Origin of the sequence: Microbacterium kunmingense, assembly GCF_023155745.1 — a bacterium.
In the GTDB taxonomy this organism is placed as follows: Bacteria; Actinomycetota; Actinomycetes; order Actinomycetales; family Microbacteriaceae; genus Microbacterium; species Microbacterium kunmingense.
Map to the genome: position 1 here is coordinate 1 of NZ_JAKNUS010000011.1, position 17,002 is coordinate 17,002.

Sequence of the window (17,002 nt, forward strand, 5' to 3'; positions counted from 1 at the left end):
CTCGTTGAACACCAGGGCCTCCGCTGCATGTCGGCATCCCGTGCCACTCACGGGATGATCCACGAATCTGCACCGTGGGGCCCTGGGCCTACAAGAGTCTCAGAACCCCCACCCTCATAGGGTCTGACGGGTTCCCCGCCCGATCGGGCCGACGCGCGGCGCGGGTCTATCGCACCGGCCGAGAGGCTGGTTTCATGGGCGTATGGCGATCGAGCACGACTTCTTCGGACTCCTCGAGTCGGGTCCGGACGGTTCGATCTTCTGGTCCGAGAACGTCGAACTGGGCGATCAATCGGTCACGGTCGATCTCACCGCGCCCGATCAGGACGACGTCTCCCAGGCCGCCCTCGACATCGCGGCGAGCCTGGTGTCCTCCCTCGAGGTGATCGACCGGACCGCGCGCAACGGGATGGTGTCCGAGCTCGATGACCGCACCAGCGAGGTCACCGAGTACATCCTCCAGCAGCAGGAGACCCTCGGCGAAGACATCGACAACCTCCTGGTCGACATCTCCGGCGACATCCGCATCGACGTCATCCGGTCGCTGCAGCTGATGAGCATGACGATCCTCGCCGACGAACACGGCGGCTCCGATCCCTTCGCGGTGCTCGAGTACGCCCTCGACCCGGATGCCACCGACGACGTCCTGCTGGTGAATCTCGATTCCTCCGGCGCCGTGCTCTCGGTCACCAGTGCCGACTGACCGACCCGGCGCGTCCCGTCAGACGGCTTGAGCGAAAGCCGCCCCGTCGGAGGCGAGGTCGCGGGCGAGGTGCGCGAGGTCTGCGGGGATCTCGCGGCCCTTCGAGATCATCGACTGCGCCCAGAGGCGACCGGCGCGGTACGACGAGCGCACCAGCGGGCCGGCCAGGACGCCGAGGAACCCGATCTCCTCGGCCGCCTCCTTGAATGCGACGAACTCGTCGGGCTTGACCCAGCGGTCGACGGGGAGGTGTCGCGGTGACGGTCGGAGGTACTGCGTGATCGTGATGATGTCGGTGCCGGCATCGTGCAGGTCGTGCAACGCCGCGATGACCTCATCAGGGGTTTCCCCCATGCCCAGGATGAGATTCGACTTCGTGATCAGTCCCGCCTCGCGCGCTTTCGTCAGCACCCCCAGCGAGCGGTCGTAGCGGAACGCCGGACGGATCCGCTTGAAGATGCGCGGCACGGTCTCGACGTTGTGGGCGAAGACCTCCGGACGTGACGCGAACACCTCCTCCAGCAGACTCGGCACACCGTTGAAATCGGTGGCGAGGATCTCGACCCCCGTTCCGGGGTTGTCGGCATGGATGCGACGTACGGTCTCGGCGTGGAGCCAGGCGCCGCCGTCGGGCAGGTCATCCCGGGCCACCCCGGTCACGGTGGCGTAGCGCAGCTGCATCCGCTGCACGCTCTCGGCCACACGCCGAGGTTCGTCGGTGTCGTAGTCGGCGGGCTTGCCCGTGTCGATCTGGCAGAAGTCGCATCGCCGAGTGCATTGCGATCCGCCGAGGAGGAACGTGGCCTCGCGATCCTCCCAGCACTCGTAGATGTTCGGACAGCCCGCCTCCTGGCACACGGTGTGCAGGCCCTCGTCCTTCACCAGCCCCTGTAGCGCCGTGTACTCCGGACCCATCTTCGCCTTCGTGCGGATCCACTCGGGCTTGCGCTCGATCGGCGTCTGGGCGTTGCGGACCTCCAGTCGCAGCAGGCGCCGGCCGTCGGGTGCCGCCGCACTCATGCCGCCACCGCCTGCTCGGCGGCGAGGAAGACCTCGGTGACGGTCGGAAGGATGTCGCGGGGCGAGGTCTCCACGCCGGTGACCTCGCTGACCGTCGTGACGCCGGCGTCGGTGATGCCGCACGGGATGATCCGACGGAACGGCGCGAGGGAGTTGTCGCAGTTCACCGCGAATCCGTGCATGGTCACGCCCCGCTCGACGCGGACGCCGATGGCGGCGACCTTGTCGGTGGACAGTGGGCGGTGCACCCAGACCCCGCTACGCCCCTCCACCTGGATGCCGTCCACGCCGTGACGCGAGAGCACGTCGATGAGGAGTCTTTCCAGCCGTCGGACGTGGGCGACGACATCCACCGGTTCGCCCAACCGCACGATGGGGTAGCCGACGAGCTGACCTGGCCCGTGCCAGGTGATCTTGCCACCCCGATCGACGTCGACGACCGGTGTCCCATCGGTCGGGCGCTCGTGGGGCGCGGTGCGCTTGCCCGCGGTGAAGACCGCGTCGTGCTCGAGCAGGAGGAGGGTGTCGGGCCGGTCGCCGCGCACCACCGCGGCGTGCACCCGCCGCTGCAGGTCCCACGCGTCGGCGTACGGGACGAAGTCGGGGTCCAGCCCCACCGTGATGGTTTCGAGCAACAGCGCACCTCTCTTGTTGTACCGCGTCCAACAATACGCCTCCGCGTTGTCGGCACCGCGCGTCCTAGGGTGATGTCATGGCAGAGCAGCGTTCCGGGCGTCCGAGGCTCTCGTCGCCCGCGACCATCGCGGATGCCGCGTGCGAACTCTTCTTCGAGCGGGGCTACGAAGCCACGTCGATCGCCGACATCGCCCTGCGGGCCGGTGTCTCACGGTCGAGCTTCTTCAACTACTTCTCCTCGAAGTCCGACATCCTGTGGTCCAGCTTCGACGCGCGTGTCGACGCGCTTCGCGCACACCTCGACGCCGCGGATGAGGGCCCTCCCGCGGTAGCCTCGGCGCTTCGCGCTTTCGCGGCGGACTTCGCCCCCGACTCCCTCGCTCTGGCGATGGCCAATGCGTCCGCGATGGGGCTGGAGGATGAGCTGGAGCGCGAATCCGCGATCCGGACGAGCCGGATCGGGCGCTCGGTGTCCGTTGCGCTCCGCCGGGGAGGCGACCCGCTCGCTGCGGATGTGACCGGAACGGCCGTGGGCGGAGCCGTCCTCGCCGCGGTGCGTGCCTGGGCGGCCGCGGGGCCGGGGCGCACCTCGCTCGCGCGCACGCTGGACGATGCGGTCGCGGTCATCGCGCCGCTTCTCACGCCGCGAGGAACGGTGCACCAGCTCCGCCTGGTCGTGAGCTCGGCCGATCTCGATGAGGCACTGCAGTTCTACCGCGACGTGCTCGGAATGCCCGAGGCCGAGGCGTTCGAAGGCCCGGACGGCGCGCGCGTGGCCATTCTCGATGCGGGCCGGGCGACGCTCGAGCTGGCCAATGCCGCACAGGTCCGGTTCATCGATGCGATCGAGACCGACGGTGGGCGCAGCGACGCCCTCCGGGTGGCGCTCGAGGTCGACGATGCGGACGCCGCCGCGGAAGCCCTCGTGCGCGCGGGCGCACGATGGGAGGCTGCGGCCACCCCGACGCCCTGGCGTTCCCGCAACGCGCGGCTTCGGGCGCCGGACGGGGTGCAGCTCACCCTCTTCCAGGAGCTCGGCCCGGAGTGAGGGCGCCGCGCCCCCCCGAGCGAGAGGGGGCGGAGGCCCTTCGGCGTAGAATTGCCGGACCATGGCTACCTTCGGCACGCTCTCCGACCGTCTCACCGAGACTTTCCGCAATCTGCGCACGAAGGGGAAGCTCACCCCCGCCGACGTGGACGGGACGGTGCGAGAGATCCGCCGAGCACTGCTCGACGCCGATGTCGCCCTCCCCGTGGTCAAGGAGTTCACCGCCAAGATCCGGGAGCGCGCGCTGGGCGACGAGGTCAATCGCGCCCTGAACCCGGCACAGCAGGTGGTCCAGATCGTCAACGAGGAGCTCATCGGCATCCTCGGCGGCCAGCAGCGTCGACTGCAGTTCGCCAAGAACCCCCCGACGGTCATCATGCTGGCGGGCCTGCAGGGATCGGGGAAGACGACCTTCGCCGGCAAGCTGGCGAAGATGCTCGAGAAGGACGGCCACACGCCGTTGCTCGTGGCCGCCGACCTGCAGCGTCCGAACGCCGTGAATCAGCTGCAGGTCGTCGGACGCCAGGCCGGGGCCGCGGTGTACGCCCCCGAGCCGGGGAACGGCGTCGGCGACCCCGTGCGCGTCGCGATGGACGGTGTCGAGGTCGCGCGTCGGCAGCAGCACGACGTCGTCATCATCGACACCGCCGGACGACTGGGGGTCGATGCCGAGCTGATGAAGCAGGCGGCGAACATCCGCCGCGCCACCGATCCCGACGAGGTCCTCTTCGTCATCGACGCCATGATCGGGCAGGACGCGGTGAACACCGCCAAGGCGTTCCAGGACGGCGTGGACTTCACCGGTGTCGTGCTCTCCAAGCTCGACGGCGACGCCCGCGGCGGTGCGGCCCTCTCGGTAGCCTCCGTCACGGGGCGGCCCATCATCTTCGCCTCCACCGGGGAGGGGCTCGATGACGTCGAGCCGTTCCACCCCGACCGGATGGCTTCGCGCATCCTCGACCTCGGCGACATCCTCACCCTCATCGAGCAGGCCCAGCAGGCCTTCGACGAGGAGGAGGCGCGCAAGGTCGCCGAGAAGATCGCGACCGAGCAGTTCACCCTCGAGGACTTCCTGCAGCAGATGCAGCAGTTGAAGAAGATGGGGTCGATGAAGAAGATGCTCGGGATGCTCCCGGGCATGGGCGGCATGAAGCAGCAGCTCGACGACTTCGACGAGCGCGAGATCGATCGCACCGAGGCCATCATCCGCTCGATGACGCCCGCGGAACGGCGGAACCCGAAGATCCTCAACGGGTCCCGGCGCCTGCGCATCGCCCGGGGATCGGGGATGACGGTGACAGACGTCAACCAGCTGGTCCAGCGTTTCGACCAGGCCGCGAAGATGATGAAGACCGTCGCCCGGGGCGGCGTTCCGAACATCCCCGGCATGGGTCCGGTGCCCGGCGCCGGGCGTCCCGGCGCGTCGGCCAAGCGTGGAAAGCAGCAGAAGGCCAAGGGATCGCGTTCGGGCAACCCCGCCAAGCGCGCCGCGGAGAACGCCGGGATCGCCGCGTCGGCACCCGCCGCGCCGGCGGGGACGGGCTTCGGGCTCGGCGGCGGCGCCGGCGGTGGTCAGGCCGCGCCCAGTGCTGAAGACCTGGCCGAGCTGCAGAAGCTCCTCGGCCGGGGCTGAGCCGCCCCTTCGCGGGACTGGGGTCTGCGTCGCGCTCGTTCGTCGCAGATGCACGCCCCCAGGGGCCGGGTGCGGACATCTGCGACGGATGAACCCGCGTTCAGCCGCCGACGCGGAACGACGCGAGGTGGTCGCGCAGCGTCGGGCCGGCGCGGAACTCGCGGATGAGGTGATGCACGACCGCTCGAAGGTCGCCGTCGGCGGCCTCGGCGACGAGGAGCTGCCGGGCGTAGCTCGCGCCACCCGCGAGGATGTCGTGGAGTCCGGCGAACTCGCGGGCGCACTTCAGCTCCACGGCGATGTCGGCGACCTCGTCCATCGTGGCTCGCAGATGATCGCGCACCGGCACCTGCGTTCCGTCCCGGTCGACGATGACCCGGGCGTCCAGTCCGTAACGCGCGGCACGCCACTTGTTCTCCCGCACGAACCAGGGCTGGATGCCGCTGAGCGCGACGCCCTGGTCCAGGAGGCGTGAGAAGTGCTCGACCATGACCTGCACGAAGGCCGCCATCGCCGCCAGCTCCGGAAGCGTCGACATGCCGTCGCACGCGCGCACCTCGATCGTCCCCCAGCGCGGGGCGGGGCGGATGTCCCACCTGACCTCGGTGGCATCCTCCATCACCCCGGTCGCGATCATGTCGTCGAGGTAGCCCTCGAACGCCGCCCAGTCGGGAAGAGGCCAGGGCAGTCCCGCCGTGGGGAGCTGCTGGAAGACCAGGGCGCGGTTCGAGGCGTAGCCGGTCCGCTCCCCGGCCCAGAACGGCGAGGAGGCCGACAGCGCCTGGAGGTGGGGGAGGTAGACCGTCAGGGCGTTGATGATCGGGAAGACCTTGGCGACATCCTCGACCCCGACGTGCACGTGGATGCCCCAGATCATCATGTTCCGCCCCCACCACTGGGTGCGTTCGATCAGGCTGTGGTACCTGGTCTTGTCGGTCACTTCCTGGTCGTACCACTGTGCGAAGGGATGGCTTCCCGCGCACAGCAGCTCGATCCGCCTCGGGTCGGTGACCGAGCGCACCGCGGCGATGGCGTCGCCGATGTCGTCGACCGCGGCGGCGACGGTGTCGCCGATGCCGCTGGTCAGCTCGATGGTGTTGGTGAGCAGCTCCTGCGTGATGGTGTAGCGCTCTAGGGCGGCGTCCTCGCCGAGCGCGTCCAGCACCTCGGGAGCCCGAGCGACGAGATCGCCGGTCTCGCCGTCCGCGAGCATCAGCTCCCACTCGATCCCCACGGTGGACCGCGCCGACCGGGCGAAAGGCTCCGTCATGGGCCCAGTGTGGCACGCCGACACGGCCGGTCGACGGTTCGCGACTGTTCGTGTCGTCTGGCAGAATAGAGGGTCGGACGCCGGACTCGACCCTCTATCCAGCCCGCCGTCCTCCGCAGAGCTTCCACCGGGTGTTGCACCCCACCTCCCGGTCGACCAGTTCATCCCTTCCACACATTCAGGAGAATCGTGGCTGTCAAGATCCGTCTGAAGCGCCTGGGCAAGATCCGTGCGCCCTACTACCGCATCGTCGTGGCCGACTCGCGCACCAAGCGCGATGGTCGTGTCATCGAGGAGATCGGCAAGTACCACCCCACCGAGGAGCCTTCGTTCATCGAGGTCGACTCCGAGCGTGCGCAGTACTGGCTCGGCGTCGGAGCCCAGCCGACCGAGCAGGTGCGAGCCATCCTCAAGCTCACCGGCGACTGGGGCACCTTCAAAGGCGACAAGGACGCGACGTCGACCGTGAAGACGCGCGAGGACAAGCCGGCCTTCGAGCTGGACTCGTCGAAGTCGTCCGTCGTCAAGCCCAAGGCCGAGAAGAAGGCTGCCGAGCCCGCCGAGGCTCCCGCCGACGAGGCTGAGGCTCCGGCCGACGCCGCCGCCGAGTAAGACCCTCGCCGTCGTGCTCGCCGCCGCGCTCGAACACCTCGTCAAGGGGATCGTCGATCACCCTGACGACGTCCGCATCCAGTCGTCCACGTCGCCCCGCGGCGACGTCCTCGAGGTGCACGTGCACCCGGAGGACCGCGGACGCGTGATCGGGCGCGGCGGCCGCACGGCCAAAGCCCTGCGCACCCTCGTCAGCGCTCTCGCCGACGGACGCCGCGTGCGCGTCGACGTCGCGGATGACTGACGTGGCCGCCGAAGAGCCGACCACGACACCCGCCGCGCGTGCTCGTGCGGGGGAGCGGACCCAGCTGCGCGTCGGTCGCCTCGTGAAGGCCCACGGTCTCAAGGGTGCACTGAAGATCGAGCTGTACACCGACGATCCCGACGGTCGGTTCGTGCCCGGCGCCACCTTCACCCTCCAGGTGCCCGAGACCTCCCCGTGGCACGGCAAGCCCCTCACCGTCCGCGAGTTCCGCTGGATGAACTCGCATCCCGTCGCCTTCTTCGAGGGGGTGGACGACCGCACCGCCGCCGAGGGCCTCGTACGCGCCATCCTCTGGATCGATGAGGACACCACCGCCGCCTCGACCGAAGCCGATGCCTGGTACGACCATCAGCTCGTCGGTCTCGACGTGGTGCGCGACGGCACCGTGGTCGGACGGATCATCCGGGTCGACCATCTGCCCGCACAGGACCTGCTGATCGTCCGCCCGAGCGGCGAGAGCGATCGCGAACTGCTCGTTCCGTTCGTCTCGGCCATCGTGCCCGAGGTGGACATCGCGGCAGGCCGCATCACCGTCACCCCGCCCCCGGGGCTCTTCGAAGACGTTCCAGGAGGCGCCGAGGACGCCGATGCACCGGATGCCGGAGCCGAGGACGGCCCGACGGACGCATCCTGACGTGCGGATCGACGCCGGCATGCGCATCGACATCGTCACCATCTTCCCGACCTTCTTCGACGTCCTGGACGTCTCGCTGATCGGCAAGGCACGTGATCGGGGTCTGCTGGACATCCACGTGCACGATCTGCGTGCGTGGACGCACGACCGGCACCGCACCGTCGACGACACGCCGTACGGCGGGGGTGCGGGAATGGTCATGAAGCCCGAGCCCTGGGGTGAGGCGCTGGACGAGGTGCTCACGCCCGACGCGCTGCTCGTGGTCCCCTCGCCCGCCGGGGAGAGATTCAGCCAGCCTCTCGCGCGGGCTCTCGCCGAGGAGTCCCACATCGTCTTCGCCTGCGGCCGCTACGAGGGCATCGACCAGCGGGTCATCGACCACTACGCGACTCATGGGCGGGTGCGTCTGGTGAGTCTCGGCGACTACGTGCTCAACGGCGGCGAGGTCGCCGCCATGGCAATCGTCGAGGCGGTGTCGCGCCTGGTCCCCGGTGTCGTCGGCAATCCCGAGAGCCTTGTGGAGGAGTCCCACGAGGCGGGGCTGCTGGAGTACCCCAGCTACACCAAGCCTGCGTCCTGGCGCGGACGGGAAGTGCCGCCGGTCCTGTTGAGCGGCAATCACGGCGAGATCGCGCGCTGGCGGCAGGAGCAGAGCCTCGCCCGCACCCGGGCGCACCGACCCGACCTGCTCGAGTGAAGAGATCGGATGCCGCGGCAGACCCCCTCGGGAGACCTCGGCGTCAAGAGGCACCGGCGTGTCATCCGGCCTCGATATGCTCAGGTCCTTCGTAACCGGTCGTGCGGCGTGCGCTCGACCATGAAAGGACACGAATGACGCTGCAGGCTTGGCCGGGGTCGGCGTACCCCCTCGGCGCCACCTTCGACGGAAACGGCACCAACTTTGCCGTCTTCAGTGAGGGAGCGGAACGTGTCGAACTCTGCCTCTTCGACGATGACGGCGCCGAGACGCGTGTGGAGCTGCGCGACGTCGATGCGTTCGTCTGGCACGTGTACCTTCCCAACGTCGGGCCGGGCCAGCGCTACGGCTACCGCGTCCACGGCCCCTACGACCCCGCCAACGGCCAGCGCTTCAACCCGAGCAAGCTCCTGCTCGATCCCTACGCGAAAGCCGTCGACGGCGAGATCACGTGGGGCCAATCGGTCTTCTCGTACACCTTCGGCGACCCTGACTCGTTCAACGACGAGGATTCCGCCGACGCGATGATGAAGGGCGTCGTGGTCAACCCGTTCTTCGACTGGACCGGGGACCGCCAGCCGAAGACCCCGTACGCCGAGACCCTCATCTACGAGGCCCACGTCAAGGGTCTGACCAAGCTCAACGAGCTGATTCCCGAAGAGCTGCGCGGCACCTACAGCGGAATCGCGCATCCGGCCGTGATCGATCACCTCCTCAAGCTCGGTGTGACCGCGATCGAGCTGATGCCGGTGCACCAGTTCGTCAACGACTCCACCCTGCAGGACAAGGGTCTGGCGAACTACTGGGGGTACAACACCATCGCCTTCCTCGCCCCGCAGAACACCTACGCCTCCACCGGCCAGCGCGGCCAGCAGGTGCAGGAATTCAAGGGGATGGTGCGTGCCCTCCACACCGCGGGCATCGAGGTCATCCTCGACGTGGTCTACAACCACACCGCCGAGGGCAACCACATGGGTCCGACACTGTCGATGCGCGGTATCGACAACGAGGCCTACTACCGGCTCGAGCAGGACGACAAGCGGTACTACACGGACTACACCGGCACCGGCAACAGCCTGAATGTGGGAAACCCTCACGCGCTGCAGCTGATCATGGACTCCCTGCGGTACTGGGTGCTCGACATGCATGTCGACGGCTTCCGATTCGACCTGGCTTCCACCCTCGCGCGGGAGTTCTACGACGTCGATCGCCTCGCCACCTTCTTCGAGCTCGTCCAGCAGGACCCGGTGGTCTCGCAGGTGAAGCTGATCGCCGAGCCCTGGGACGTCGGCCCCGGCGGATATCAGGTGGGCAACTTCCCGCCGCAGTGGACGGAGTGGAACGGCAAGTACCGCGACACCGTCCGCGACTTCTGGCGCGGCGAGCCGCAGGCCCTCGGCGAGTTCGCTTCGCGCCTCACCGGATCGGCCGATCTCTACGAGCACTCGGGCCGCAGGCCCGTGGCCTCGATCAACTTCGTCACCGCCCACGACGGCTTCACCCTGCGCGACCTGGTGTCGTACAACGAAAAGCACAACGACGCCAACGGCGAGGACAACAACGACGGCGAATCGCATAACCGCTCGTACAACCACGGCGTCGAAGGGCCCACCGACGACCCGGACGTCCTGACGATGCGCGCCCGCCAGCAGCGGAACTTCATCGCCACGCTGATGCTCAGCCAGGGCGTGCCGATGCTGCTCCACGGCGACGAGCTCGGCCGCACGCAGCAGGGCAACAACAACGGCTACGCGCAGGACAACGAGCTGACCTGGGTGCACTGGGATGCCGTGGACCAGCCCCTGCTGGAGTTCACCGCCGCGCTGGCGCGGCTGCGCCGCGAGCATCCCACGTTCCGTCGCAGCCGGTTCTTCAACGGCCGTCCGGTGCGTCGCGAGGAGGGGGCTCGGATCCCCGACATCGTGTGGCTCCGGCCCGACGGCTCGGAGATGCAGCCCGAGGACTGGGACTCGGGATTCGGCCGGGCCATCGGCGTGTTCCTCAACGGCAACGGCATCCGCGAACGGGATCGGCGCGGCGAGCCGATCTCCGACAAGCACTTCATGATCCTGTTCAACGCCGGAGACGAAGAGGTGGACTTCCATCTGCCCGCGGTGGAATTCAGCCCGAAGTGGGACACGGTGGTCGATACGGCGGGTCAGCGCGCCGATTCCGAGCCGCTCGCACCGGGCGAGTCGGTGCCGCTCGCGGCGAAGTCGCTGATGGTGCTGTGCGAGCACGAGGTCCCCGAGCCCGAGGTCGACCACTCCGTGGCCGCGTCACTGGTGCTCCTCGCCGACTCCGAGGTGCCCCCGACCTCGCCGAAGGCCGAGGCCGGTCGGTGAGCTCGGCGGGTATCCCGGCGGAGGCGCGGGAGCACCGGCATCCGGAATCCACCTATCGCCTGCAGATCCGACGGTCGTTCGACCTGGACGCCGCTGCCGACGTGGTCGACTACCTGCGCGACCTCGGGGTGTCGTGGGCCTACCTCTCCCCGCTTCTGGCGGCTACACCGGGATCGGACCACGGCTACGACGTCGTCGACGTCTCGAGGGTCGACCCCGAGCGGGGCGGCGCGGACGGACTCGTCCGCTTCGCCGCCGCCGCGCGGCGGGCGGGGCTCGGCATCCTCGTCGACATCGTCCCGAACCACATGGGCATCTCCGCACCCGCCGAGAACCGCTGGTGGTGGGACGTGCTCCTCCGGGGGCGGAACTCCCCTCACGCTGTCGCCTTCGACATCGACTGGGAGTTCGGCGACGACCGCGTGCTCGTTCCTATCCTGGGCGACGACGTCGACGCGGTGGTCGAGGCGGGGGAGATCTCCGTCTCGCCCGATGCCGAGGACCGCGATCTGTTCCCCTTCGGCGTGCTGAGGTATTTCGAGCACGCCTTCCCTCTCGCCGAGGGGTCGGCACCCGAGGGTGAGACCTCCGATGCCGCGGCGGTCCGCGCCGTACTCGCCCGGCAGCACTACCGTCTGGCGTTCTGGCGCACCGAGGCCGAGGACCTGAACTACCGACGGTTCTTCGCCGTGACCACACTCGCGGGCGTGCGGGTGGAGGTGCCGTCGGTCTTCGACGCGACGCACGCCGAGATCCTGCGCTGGCTGCGCGAGGGTCTGGCCGACGGTCTGCGCGTGGACCACCCCGATGGCCTTCTCGACCCCGGTGGATACCTCGAACGACTGGCCGTCGCGGCCGGCGAGGCCCGCGGTGCACCCACGCACGTGCTCGTCGAGAAGATCCTCGAGCACGGCGAAGACCTTCCGGCGTGGTGGCGCACCGCCGGAACGACCGGGTACGACGCCCTGGGAGAGATCGATCGACTCTTCATCGATCCGGCGGGGGAGGGCCCCCTGGACGACCTCGACGCGCGGCTGCGGGCCGAGACGGGGGTCCCGGGCGCCGCGTGGCCGGATCTCATACACACCACCAAGCGCATGATCGGCGACACGATCCAGCGCGCGGAGATCGCACGGCTCGTGCGGTGCCTGCCCGCGCCGATCGAGGATGCCGCCGACGCGCTGGCCGAACTCCTCTCCTGCTTCCCGGTGTACCGGTCCTACCTTCCCGCCGGGGAGGAGAACCTGAACTGGGCGGTGGCCGAGGCGACCCGGCGTCGTCCCGACCTCGGCGCCAGCCTCGCGGCGCTGCGCCTGGTCCTGAGCGACCCGTCCCTCGAGGTCGCGCGCCGCTTCCAGCAGACCACGGGGCCCGTGATGGCCAAGGGCGTCGAAGACACGGCCTTCTACCGGTTCACGCGCCTGGGCTCGCTCACCGAGGTCGGGGGCGACCCGGCGGTCTTCTCGATGGCGCCCTCGGCGTTCCACGCGGCCCAGCAGAAGCGCCTGGCCGCCTGGCCGCACGCGATGACCGCACTGTCGACGCACGACACCAAGCGCGGCGAGGACGTCCGCGCCCGACTGATCGTGCTCGCCGAGATCCCGCACCGGTGGGGCCTGATGCTGGACCGTCTGCGTGCGGTCGCGACGACCGGTCACGGCCCCTTCGACGCACTCCTCTGGCAGGCCGTGATCGGCGCGTGGCCCGCCTCGGCGGATCGTCTTCACGCGTACGCCGAGAAGGCCGCGCGCGAGGCGGCGGAGGCGACCGGGTGGTGGGACCCGGACCCGGCCTTCGAGGAACGGATGCACGCGCTCGTCGATGCCGCCTTCTCGCATGCCCGTCCGCTGATCGACGACATCGTGGCCGAGATCGCCCCGTTCGGGTGGAGCAACGCCCTCGGGGCGAAGCTGGTGCAGCTCACCGCACCGGGCGCACCCGACGTCTACCAGGGCTCCGAGCTGTGGGAGACCTCGCTGGTCGATCCCGACAACCGCCGGCACGTGGACTTCGCCCTTCGAAGCAGGATGCTCGCCGAGATCGACGCCGCGTTCTCCCGCGGAGAGCTGCCGCCGGTCGACACCTCGGGCCGGGCGAAGATGCTCGTCACCTCGCGGGCGCTGCGCCTGCGCCGCGATCGTGCCGACCTGTTCACGATCCACCGCCCCGTGACCGCGATCGGCGCGGCTGCGGCCCATGCCGTCGCCTTCGACCGCGGCGGCGCGACGACGGTCGCCACCCGGCTGCCGGTCGGACTTTGCCACCGCGGCGGCTGGGGCGGGACGCAGATGCTGCTGCCCGATCGCGAGGTCGTCGACGTGCTCACGGGACGTCGTCTCGCAGGCGGATCGATCGCACTGTCGGATGTCCTGGACACCTACCCGGTCGCACTCCTCGTCGACGCGCGCCGGCTCGAGGAAGGAAGCTCCCGATGATCGAAGTGTGGGCACCACGCGCCTCCCGGATGCGGCTCCGACACGCCGGGGGAGACCTCGACCTGCACCCGGGTGGCGGCGGATGGTGGCGCGCTGACGCGCCGCTCGCCGACGGAGACCGATACGGCTTCGTGCTCGACGACGGCGATGCCGTGCGTCCCGACCCGCGCTCGCGTCGTCAGCCCGACGGCGTGCACGACCTCTCGGCCTGGTTCGACGCCGACGCGTACGAGTGGAACGACGACGCGTGGACCGGGCGTCAGCTCGCGGGCGGCGTCGTGTACGAGCTGCACATCGGCACCTTCACCCCCGAGGGGACGCTGGATGCCGCTGCCGCCCGGCTCGACCACCTCGTCGACCTCGGTGTGACGCACGTCGAGCTCCTGCCGGTCAACGGATTCAACGGGGTCTGGAACTGGGGCTACGACGGTGTGCTGTGGTACACCGTCCACGAGGCGTACGGCGGACCGGCCGCCTACCAGCGGTTCGTCGACGCGTGCCACGGACGCGGGCTCGCCGTCATCCAGGATGTCGTCTACAACCATCTCGGGCCGAGCGGCAACTACCTGCCCGAGTTCGGTCCCTACCTCCGCGATGCCGAACGCAACACCTGGGGCTCCTCGGTGAACCTCGATGAGGCCGCCGTGCGCTCGTTTATCGTCGACAACGCGCTGATGTGGATGCGGGACTACCACGTCGACGGGCTGCGCCTGGATGCCGTCCACGCACTGCTAGATCGGACCGACCGCCACATCCTGCAGGAGATTGCCGAGCAGACCGATGCGCTGAGTGCCCACCTCGGACGCCCGCTGACGCTCATCGCCGAGTCCGACATGAACGATGCGACGCTGATCTCCGCGCGCGAAGCCGGCGGCTACGGCCTGACCGCGCAGTGGAGCGATGACTATCACCACGCTCTCCACGTCGCCCTGACAGGCGAGACGGTCGGGTACTACGCGGACTTCGCGCCGCTGTCGGCGCTGGTCAAGGCCGCGACACGCGGGTTCTTCCACGACGGCACATGGTCCTCGTTCCGAGGTCGTGACCATGGCCGACCGATCGACCCGCGCATCCCGACCTGGCGCCTGGTGACCTACAGCCAGGACCACGACCAGATCGGGAACCGGGCTGCCGGCGACCGGCTGTCCCAGACGCTGGACGAGGGAGGCCTGCGCATCGCCGCCGTGCTGACCCTGCTCGCCCCGTACACTCCGATGCTGTTCATGGGCGAGGAGTGGGCGGCGAGCACGCCGTGGCAGTTCTTCACGTCGCATCCCGAGCCGGAACTCGCCAAAGCGACAGCCGAAGGGCGACTGGCGGAATTCGAAGCCATGGGCTGGGACGAGTCCGTCGTGCCCGACCCGCAGGACCCGGACACGTTCGCGCGCTCGCACCTCGACTGGGCCGAGGTCGCGGCGCCCGATTCCGACCCGCGCCATCGGCGGACCCTCGACCTGTACCGGCGGCTTGCAGAGCTCCGCCGCACGCTGCCCGATCTCACCGATCCCGACTTCGCCGCGCTGTCCGCCGAGGCGGACGAGGACGCGCGGACGTTCGTGCTGCATCGCGGGGCGGTCGACATCGTGGTGAACTTCGGTACCGACGCGGTCGCGATGGAGACCGGAACCGAGACCCTGGTCCTGACGACGAATGACGCGGTCTCGGTGCACAGCGGCCGGATCACCCTGCCGGCGCGCAGCGCCGCGGTGATGACGCGCTGACGCCGCGTCAGTCCACGCCCAGGAACCCGCGGTCGGTGAGGACGACAGGTCCGTCCTCGGTGATGGCGACGGTGTGCTCGGAGTGCGCACCGCGCGAGCCGTCGGCGCTGCGCAGCGTCCACCCGTCAGGATCGGTGATGAGCTCGTCGGTGGTGGCGAGGAACCACGGTTCGAGGGCGAGCACGAGGCCCGCGCGCAGCGGATAGCCGCGTCCGGCCTTCCCGTCGTTGGGCACGTGGGGGTCGCCGTGCATGGTCCGACCGACGCCGTGGCCGCCGAAGTCGGTGTTGATGAGGTAGCCGTCCGCGCGAGCGACCGCGGCGACGGCCGCGGAGATGTCACCGACCCGGTTTCCGGCGTGAGCGGCATCGATGGCGGCCGCGAGTGCGCGCTGCGTGGTGTCGATCAGGGACAGATCCTCGTCACGGGCCGTGCCGACGACGAACGAAACGGCGGAGTCGGCGACCCACCCGTCCACGGCGGCGGCGAAGTCCAAGGACACCAGGTCGCCGTCCCGAAGGGCGTAGTCGAAGGGGAGGCCGTGGAGGACCGCGTCGTTGACCGACGTGCACAGCACCTTCCCGAAGGGCGAAGCGCCGAAGGAGGGGTGGTAGTCGATGTAGCACGACTGCGCACCCGCTCGCCGGATCATCTCGTGCGCGCGGCGATCGAGGGCGAGCAGATTCGTTCCCACTTTCGTCTCGTCGCGAAGGGTCGCCAGGACCTCCGCGACGAATCGTCCCGCAGGTCTCATCGCCTCGATCTCGGCCGGGGTGCGCAACTCGATCATCCGAATCCTTCCGTCGTGCTCCATTCTCCCGGAGTGCGGGCTGGGAGATGGCCCTCCGCCGTCGGGGAACCCCGCCGGGCGAGCGGGGGCGGGCGTAGCATCGGCGTATGGTCATCCGTCGCGCGGTCTACCGGTGGCTCTTCCCCGCCGCTTTCGTGCTGCCCGTGTGGTTGCTCGTCGGGTGGGGGATCTCCGGTGCCGGTGGGTGGGCGTTCGTGTGGGTGCTGCTTCTGGGCATCCCCTCCGTCTTCATCGGACAGACGGTCCTGACACTGCTCGTCCGCGCGCGGGGCACCGTGCGTGCGGAGCGCGCGGTGTCGTGGCCGGATGTCGCGGGATTCGCGGTGCTCCACGCGCTCACGATCTCCCTCGGGTTCTTCGGCACCTGGTGGTGGGGCGCGGCGTTCGGTCTCACCATCGTCGTCGCCCTCGTCCTGTTCTGGACCGAGCTGTGGCAGCTGTGGCGCGAAGCGCGACCTGCGGGACTCGTCGCCTTCCGCGCGACATCCTCCGGCACCCTCGGCGGGCAGGGCGCGACATCCGGGACGGATCGCGGCGATGTCGTCGTGATCCAGGAGCGCAGCGACTCCCGGTGATCTCGACGCCCGACGTTTTTGCCGGCATCGGGATCCATGGCACAATGGCTGTTTGTGCCCTGCACGGCTCTGCCTCAGGGGAGCACGCCGTCCGCCGACATCGGCGATCGGCTCGGGCACACCATCCCGTCATCGTGACGCGGTCGACCTGTGGCGGCCGCAGGAAGTGATCCCTCATGCAGATCCTCGACTCCGTCGACGCAGCCTCGCTGCGCTCCGACATCCCCGACTTCGGCCCCGGTGACACCGTGAAGGTGCACGTCAACATCACCGAGGGCAACCGCTCCCGCATCCAGATCTTCCAGGGCGTCGTCATCGGCCGCTCGGGAGACGGCATCCGCGAGACCTTCACGGTCCGCAAGATCAGCTTCCAGGTGGGTGTGGAGCGCACCTTCCCGGTGCACAGCCCCGTGATCGACCACATCGAGGTCGTCACGCGCGGCGATGTGCGCCGTGCGAAGCTGTACTACCTCCGTGCTCTGCGCGGCAAGAAGGCCAAGATCAAGGAGAAGCGCGACAGCTGAGCGTGCTCGCCCCGAACGCCCCGGTCATCGCCGGGGCGTTCGTCGTTCCGGGCGAATTCTCCGCAGCAGGAGA

General features: G+C 69.3%; 16 protein-coding genes. 12 read left to right on the forward strand and 4 right to left on the reverse strand.

Annotated elements, in window-relative coordinates; all coding sequences use genetic code 11:
- Positions 1–202 precede the first annotated feature (202 nt).
- Complete coding sequence (locus tag MA875_RS14395; RefSeq protein ID WP_248242955.1) at positions 203–703, forward strand: DUF2004 domain-containing protein; 501 nt, start codon at positions 203–205, stop codon at positions 701–703.
- An 18-nt stretch (positions 704–721) separates the two neighbouring features.
- Here MA875_RS14395 and lipA read toward each other — a convergent pair whose 3' ends face one another.
- Together lipA and lipB are read right to left on the reverse strand one after the other, a co-directional pair.
- Positions 722–1,723: a lipoyl synthase gene (gene lipA / locus MA875_RS14400; RefSeq protein ID WP_248242956.1), complete on the reverse strand. Its 1,002-nt coding sequence runs from the start codon at positions 1,721–1,723 to the stop codon at positions 722–724.
- A complete protein-coding gene (gene lipB, locus MA875_RS14405) occupies positions 1,720–2,358 on the reverse strand; it encodes a lipoyl(octanoyl) transferase LipB (RefSeq protein ID WP_248242957.1) in 639 nt (212 codons plus the stop codon). The genes lipA and lipB overlap by 4 nt, the downstream gene beginning before the upstream one ends.
- A gap of 77 nt (positions 2,359–2,435) precedes the next feature.
- Here lipB and MA875_RS14410 point away from each other — a divergent pair, with 77 nt between their 5' ends.
- Both MA875_RS14410 and ffh read left to right on the forward strand, forming a co-directional pair.
- Positions 2,436–3,407: a TetR family transcriptional regulator gene (locus MA875_RS14410; protein WP_248242958.1), complete on the forward strand. Its 972-nt coding sequence runs from the start codon at positions 2,436–2,438 to the stop codon at positions 3,405–3,407.
- Positions 3,408–3,468: 61 nt separating this feature from the next.
- Complete coding sequence (ffh, locus tag MA875_RS14415; RefSeq protein ID WP_248242959.1) at positions 3,469–5,040, forward strand: signal recognition particle protein; 1,572 nt, start codon at positions 3,469–3,471, stop codon at positions 5,038–5,040.
- A gap of 100 nt (positions 5,041–5,140) precedes the next feature.
- On the opposite strand, the gene MA875_RS14420 is transcribed toward ffh, so the two are convergent.
- Positions 5,141–6,310, reverse strand: a complete 1,170-nt coding sequence (locus tag MA875_RS14420) for a glutamate--cysteine ligase (protein WP_248242960.1) — start codon at positions 6,308–6,310, stop codon at positions 5,141–5,143.
- Positions 6,311–6,499: 189 nt separating this feature from the next.
- Here MA875_RS14420 and rpsP point away from each other — a divergent pair, with 189 nt between their 5' ends.
- The 7 genes from rpsP to treZ all read left to right on the forward strand — a co-directional run bounded on the left by rpsP (position 6,500) and on the right by treZ (position 15,019).
- Entirely contained in the window at positions 6,500–6,922 is a 423-nt protein-coding gene (rpsP, locus tag MA875_RS14425; RefSeq protein ID WP_248242961.1) for a 30S ribosomal protein S16, read from the forward strand.
- 13 nt (positions 6,923–6,935) lie between these two features.
- Positions 6,936–7,166, forward strand: coding sequence for an RNA-binding protein (locus MA875_RS14430; protein WP_248242962.1), 231 nt, complete (start codon positions 6,936–6,938; stop codon positions 7,164–7,166).
- Entirely contained in the window at positions 7,159–7,821 is a 663-nt protein-coding gene (rimM, locus tag MA875_RS14435; RefSeq protein WP_248242963.1) for a ribosome maturation factor RimM, read from the forward strand. Before MA875_RS14430 ends, rimM begins: the two co-directional genes overlap by 8 nt.
- Positions 7,822–7,840: 19 nt before the next feature.
- Complete coding sequence (trmD, locus tag MA875_RS14440) at positions 7,841–8,518, forward strand: tRNA (guanosine(37)-N1)-methyltransferase TrmD (protein ID WP_248243066.1); 678 nt, start codon at positions 7,841–7,843, stop codon at positions 8,516–8,518.
- A 140-nt stretch (positions 8,519–8,658) separates the two neighbouring features.
- A complete protein-coding gene (gene glgX / locus MA875_RS14445; protein ID WP_248243067.1) occupies positions 8,659–10,863 on the forward strand; it encodes a glycogen debranching protein GlgX in 2,205 nt (734 codons plus the stop codon).
- Positions 10,860–13,298 carry a malto-oligosyltrehalose synthase gene (treY, locus tag MA875_RS14450; protein ID WP_248242964.1) on the forward strand — a complete coding sequence of 813 codons (2,439 nt, stop codon included), beginning with the start codon at positions 10,860–10,862 and terminating at the stop codon, positions 13,296–13,298. Before glgX ends, treY begins: the two co-directional genes overlap by 4 nt.
- A complete protein-coding gene (gene treZ / locus MA875_RS14455) occupies positions 13,295–15,019 on the forward strand; it encodes a malto-oligosyltrehalose trehalohydrolase (protein ID WP_248242965.1) in 1,725 nt (574 codons plus the stop codon). Before treY ends, treZ begins: the two co-directional genes overlap by 4 nt.
- Before the next feature lie 7 nt (positions 15,020–15,026).
- Here treZ and map read toward each other — a convergent pair whose 3' ends face one another.
- The gene (gene map / locus MA875_RS14460) at positions 15,027–15,809 is read right to left on the reverse strand and encodes a type I methionyl aminopeptidase (protein WP_248242966.1); all 783 of its coding nucleotides are present in this window, start codon (positions 15,807–15,809) and stop codon (positions 15,027–15,029) included.
- 107 nt (positions 15,810–15,916) lie between these two features.
- On the opposite strand from map, the gene MA875_RS14465 reads away from it, so the two are divergent.
- Both MA875_RS14465 and rplS read left to right on the forward strand, forming a co-directional pair.
- The gene (locus MA875_RS14465) at positions 15,917–16,405 is read left to right on the forward strand and encodes an MFS transporter permease (RefSeq protein ID WP_248242967.1); all 489 of its coding nucleotides are present in this window, start codon (positions 15,917–15,919) and stop codon (positions 16,403–16,405) included.
- 176 nt (positions 16,406–16,581) lie between these two features.
- On the forward strand, positions 16,582–16,929 hold the full coding sequence (rplS, locus tag MA875_RS14470) for a 50S ribosomal protein L19 (RefSeq protein ID WP_124293414.1): 348 nt from the start codon (positions 16,582–16,584) through the stop codon (positions 16,927–16,929).
- Positions 16,930–17,002 lie beyond the last annotated feature (73 nt).

What these genes read in the sequence shown, in the direction of transcription:
- MA875_RS14395 (WP_248242955.1), top strand. Translation starts at nt 203, where the DNA reads ATGGCGATCGAGCACGACTTCTTCGGACTCCTCGAGTCGGGTCCGGAC.
- lipA (WP_248242956.1), bottom strand. Translation starts at nt 1,723, where the DNA reads ATGAGTGCGGCGGCACCCGACGGCCGGCGCCTGCTGCGACTGGAGGTC.
- MA875_RS14410 (WP_248242958.1), top strand. Translation starts at nt 2,436, where the DNA reads ATGGCAGAGCAGCGTTCCGGGCGTCCGAGGCTCTCGTCGCCCGCGACC.
- ffh (WP_248242959.1), top strand. Translation starts at nt 3,469, where the DNA reads ATGGCTACCTTCGGCACGCTCTCCGACCGTCTCACCGAGACTTTCCGC.
- MA875_RS14420 (WP_248242960.1), bottom strand. Translation starts at nt 6,310, where the DNA reads ATGACGGAGCCTTTCGCCCGGTCGGCGCGGTCCACCGTGGGGATCGAG.
- rimM (WP_248242963.1), top strand. Translation starts at nt 7,159, where the DNA reads ATGACTGACGTGGCCGCCGAAGAGCCGACCACGACACCCGCCGCGCGT.
- trmD (WP_248243066.1), top strand. Translation starts at nt 7,841, where the DNA reads ATGCGCATCGACATCGTCACCATCTTCCCGACCTTCTTCGACGTCCTG.
- treZ (WP_248242965.1), top strand. Translation starts at nt 13,295, where the DNA reads ATGATCGAAGTGTGGGCACCACGCGCCTCCCGGATGCGGCTCCGACAC.
- map (WP_248242966.1), bottom strand. Translation starts at nt 15,809, where the DNA reads ATGATCGAGTTGCGCACCCCGGCCGAGATCGAGGCGATGAGACCTGCG.
- MA875_RS14465 (WP_248242967.1), top strand. Translation starts at nt 15,917, where the DNA reads ATGGTCATCCGTCGCGCGGTCTACCGGTGGCTCTTCCCCGCCGCTTTC.
- rplS (WP_124293414.1), top strand. Translation starts at nt 16,582, where the DNA reads ATGCAGATCCTCGACTCCGTCGACGCAGCCTCGCTGCGCTCCGACATC.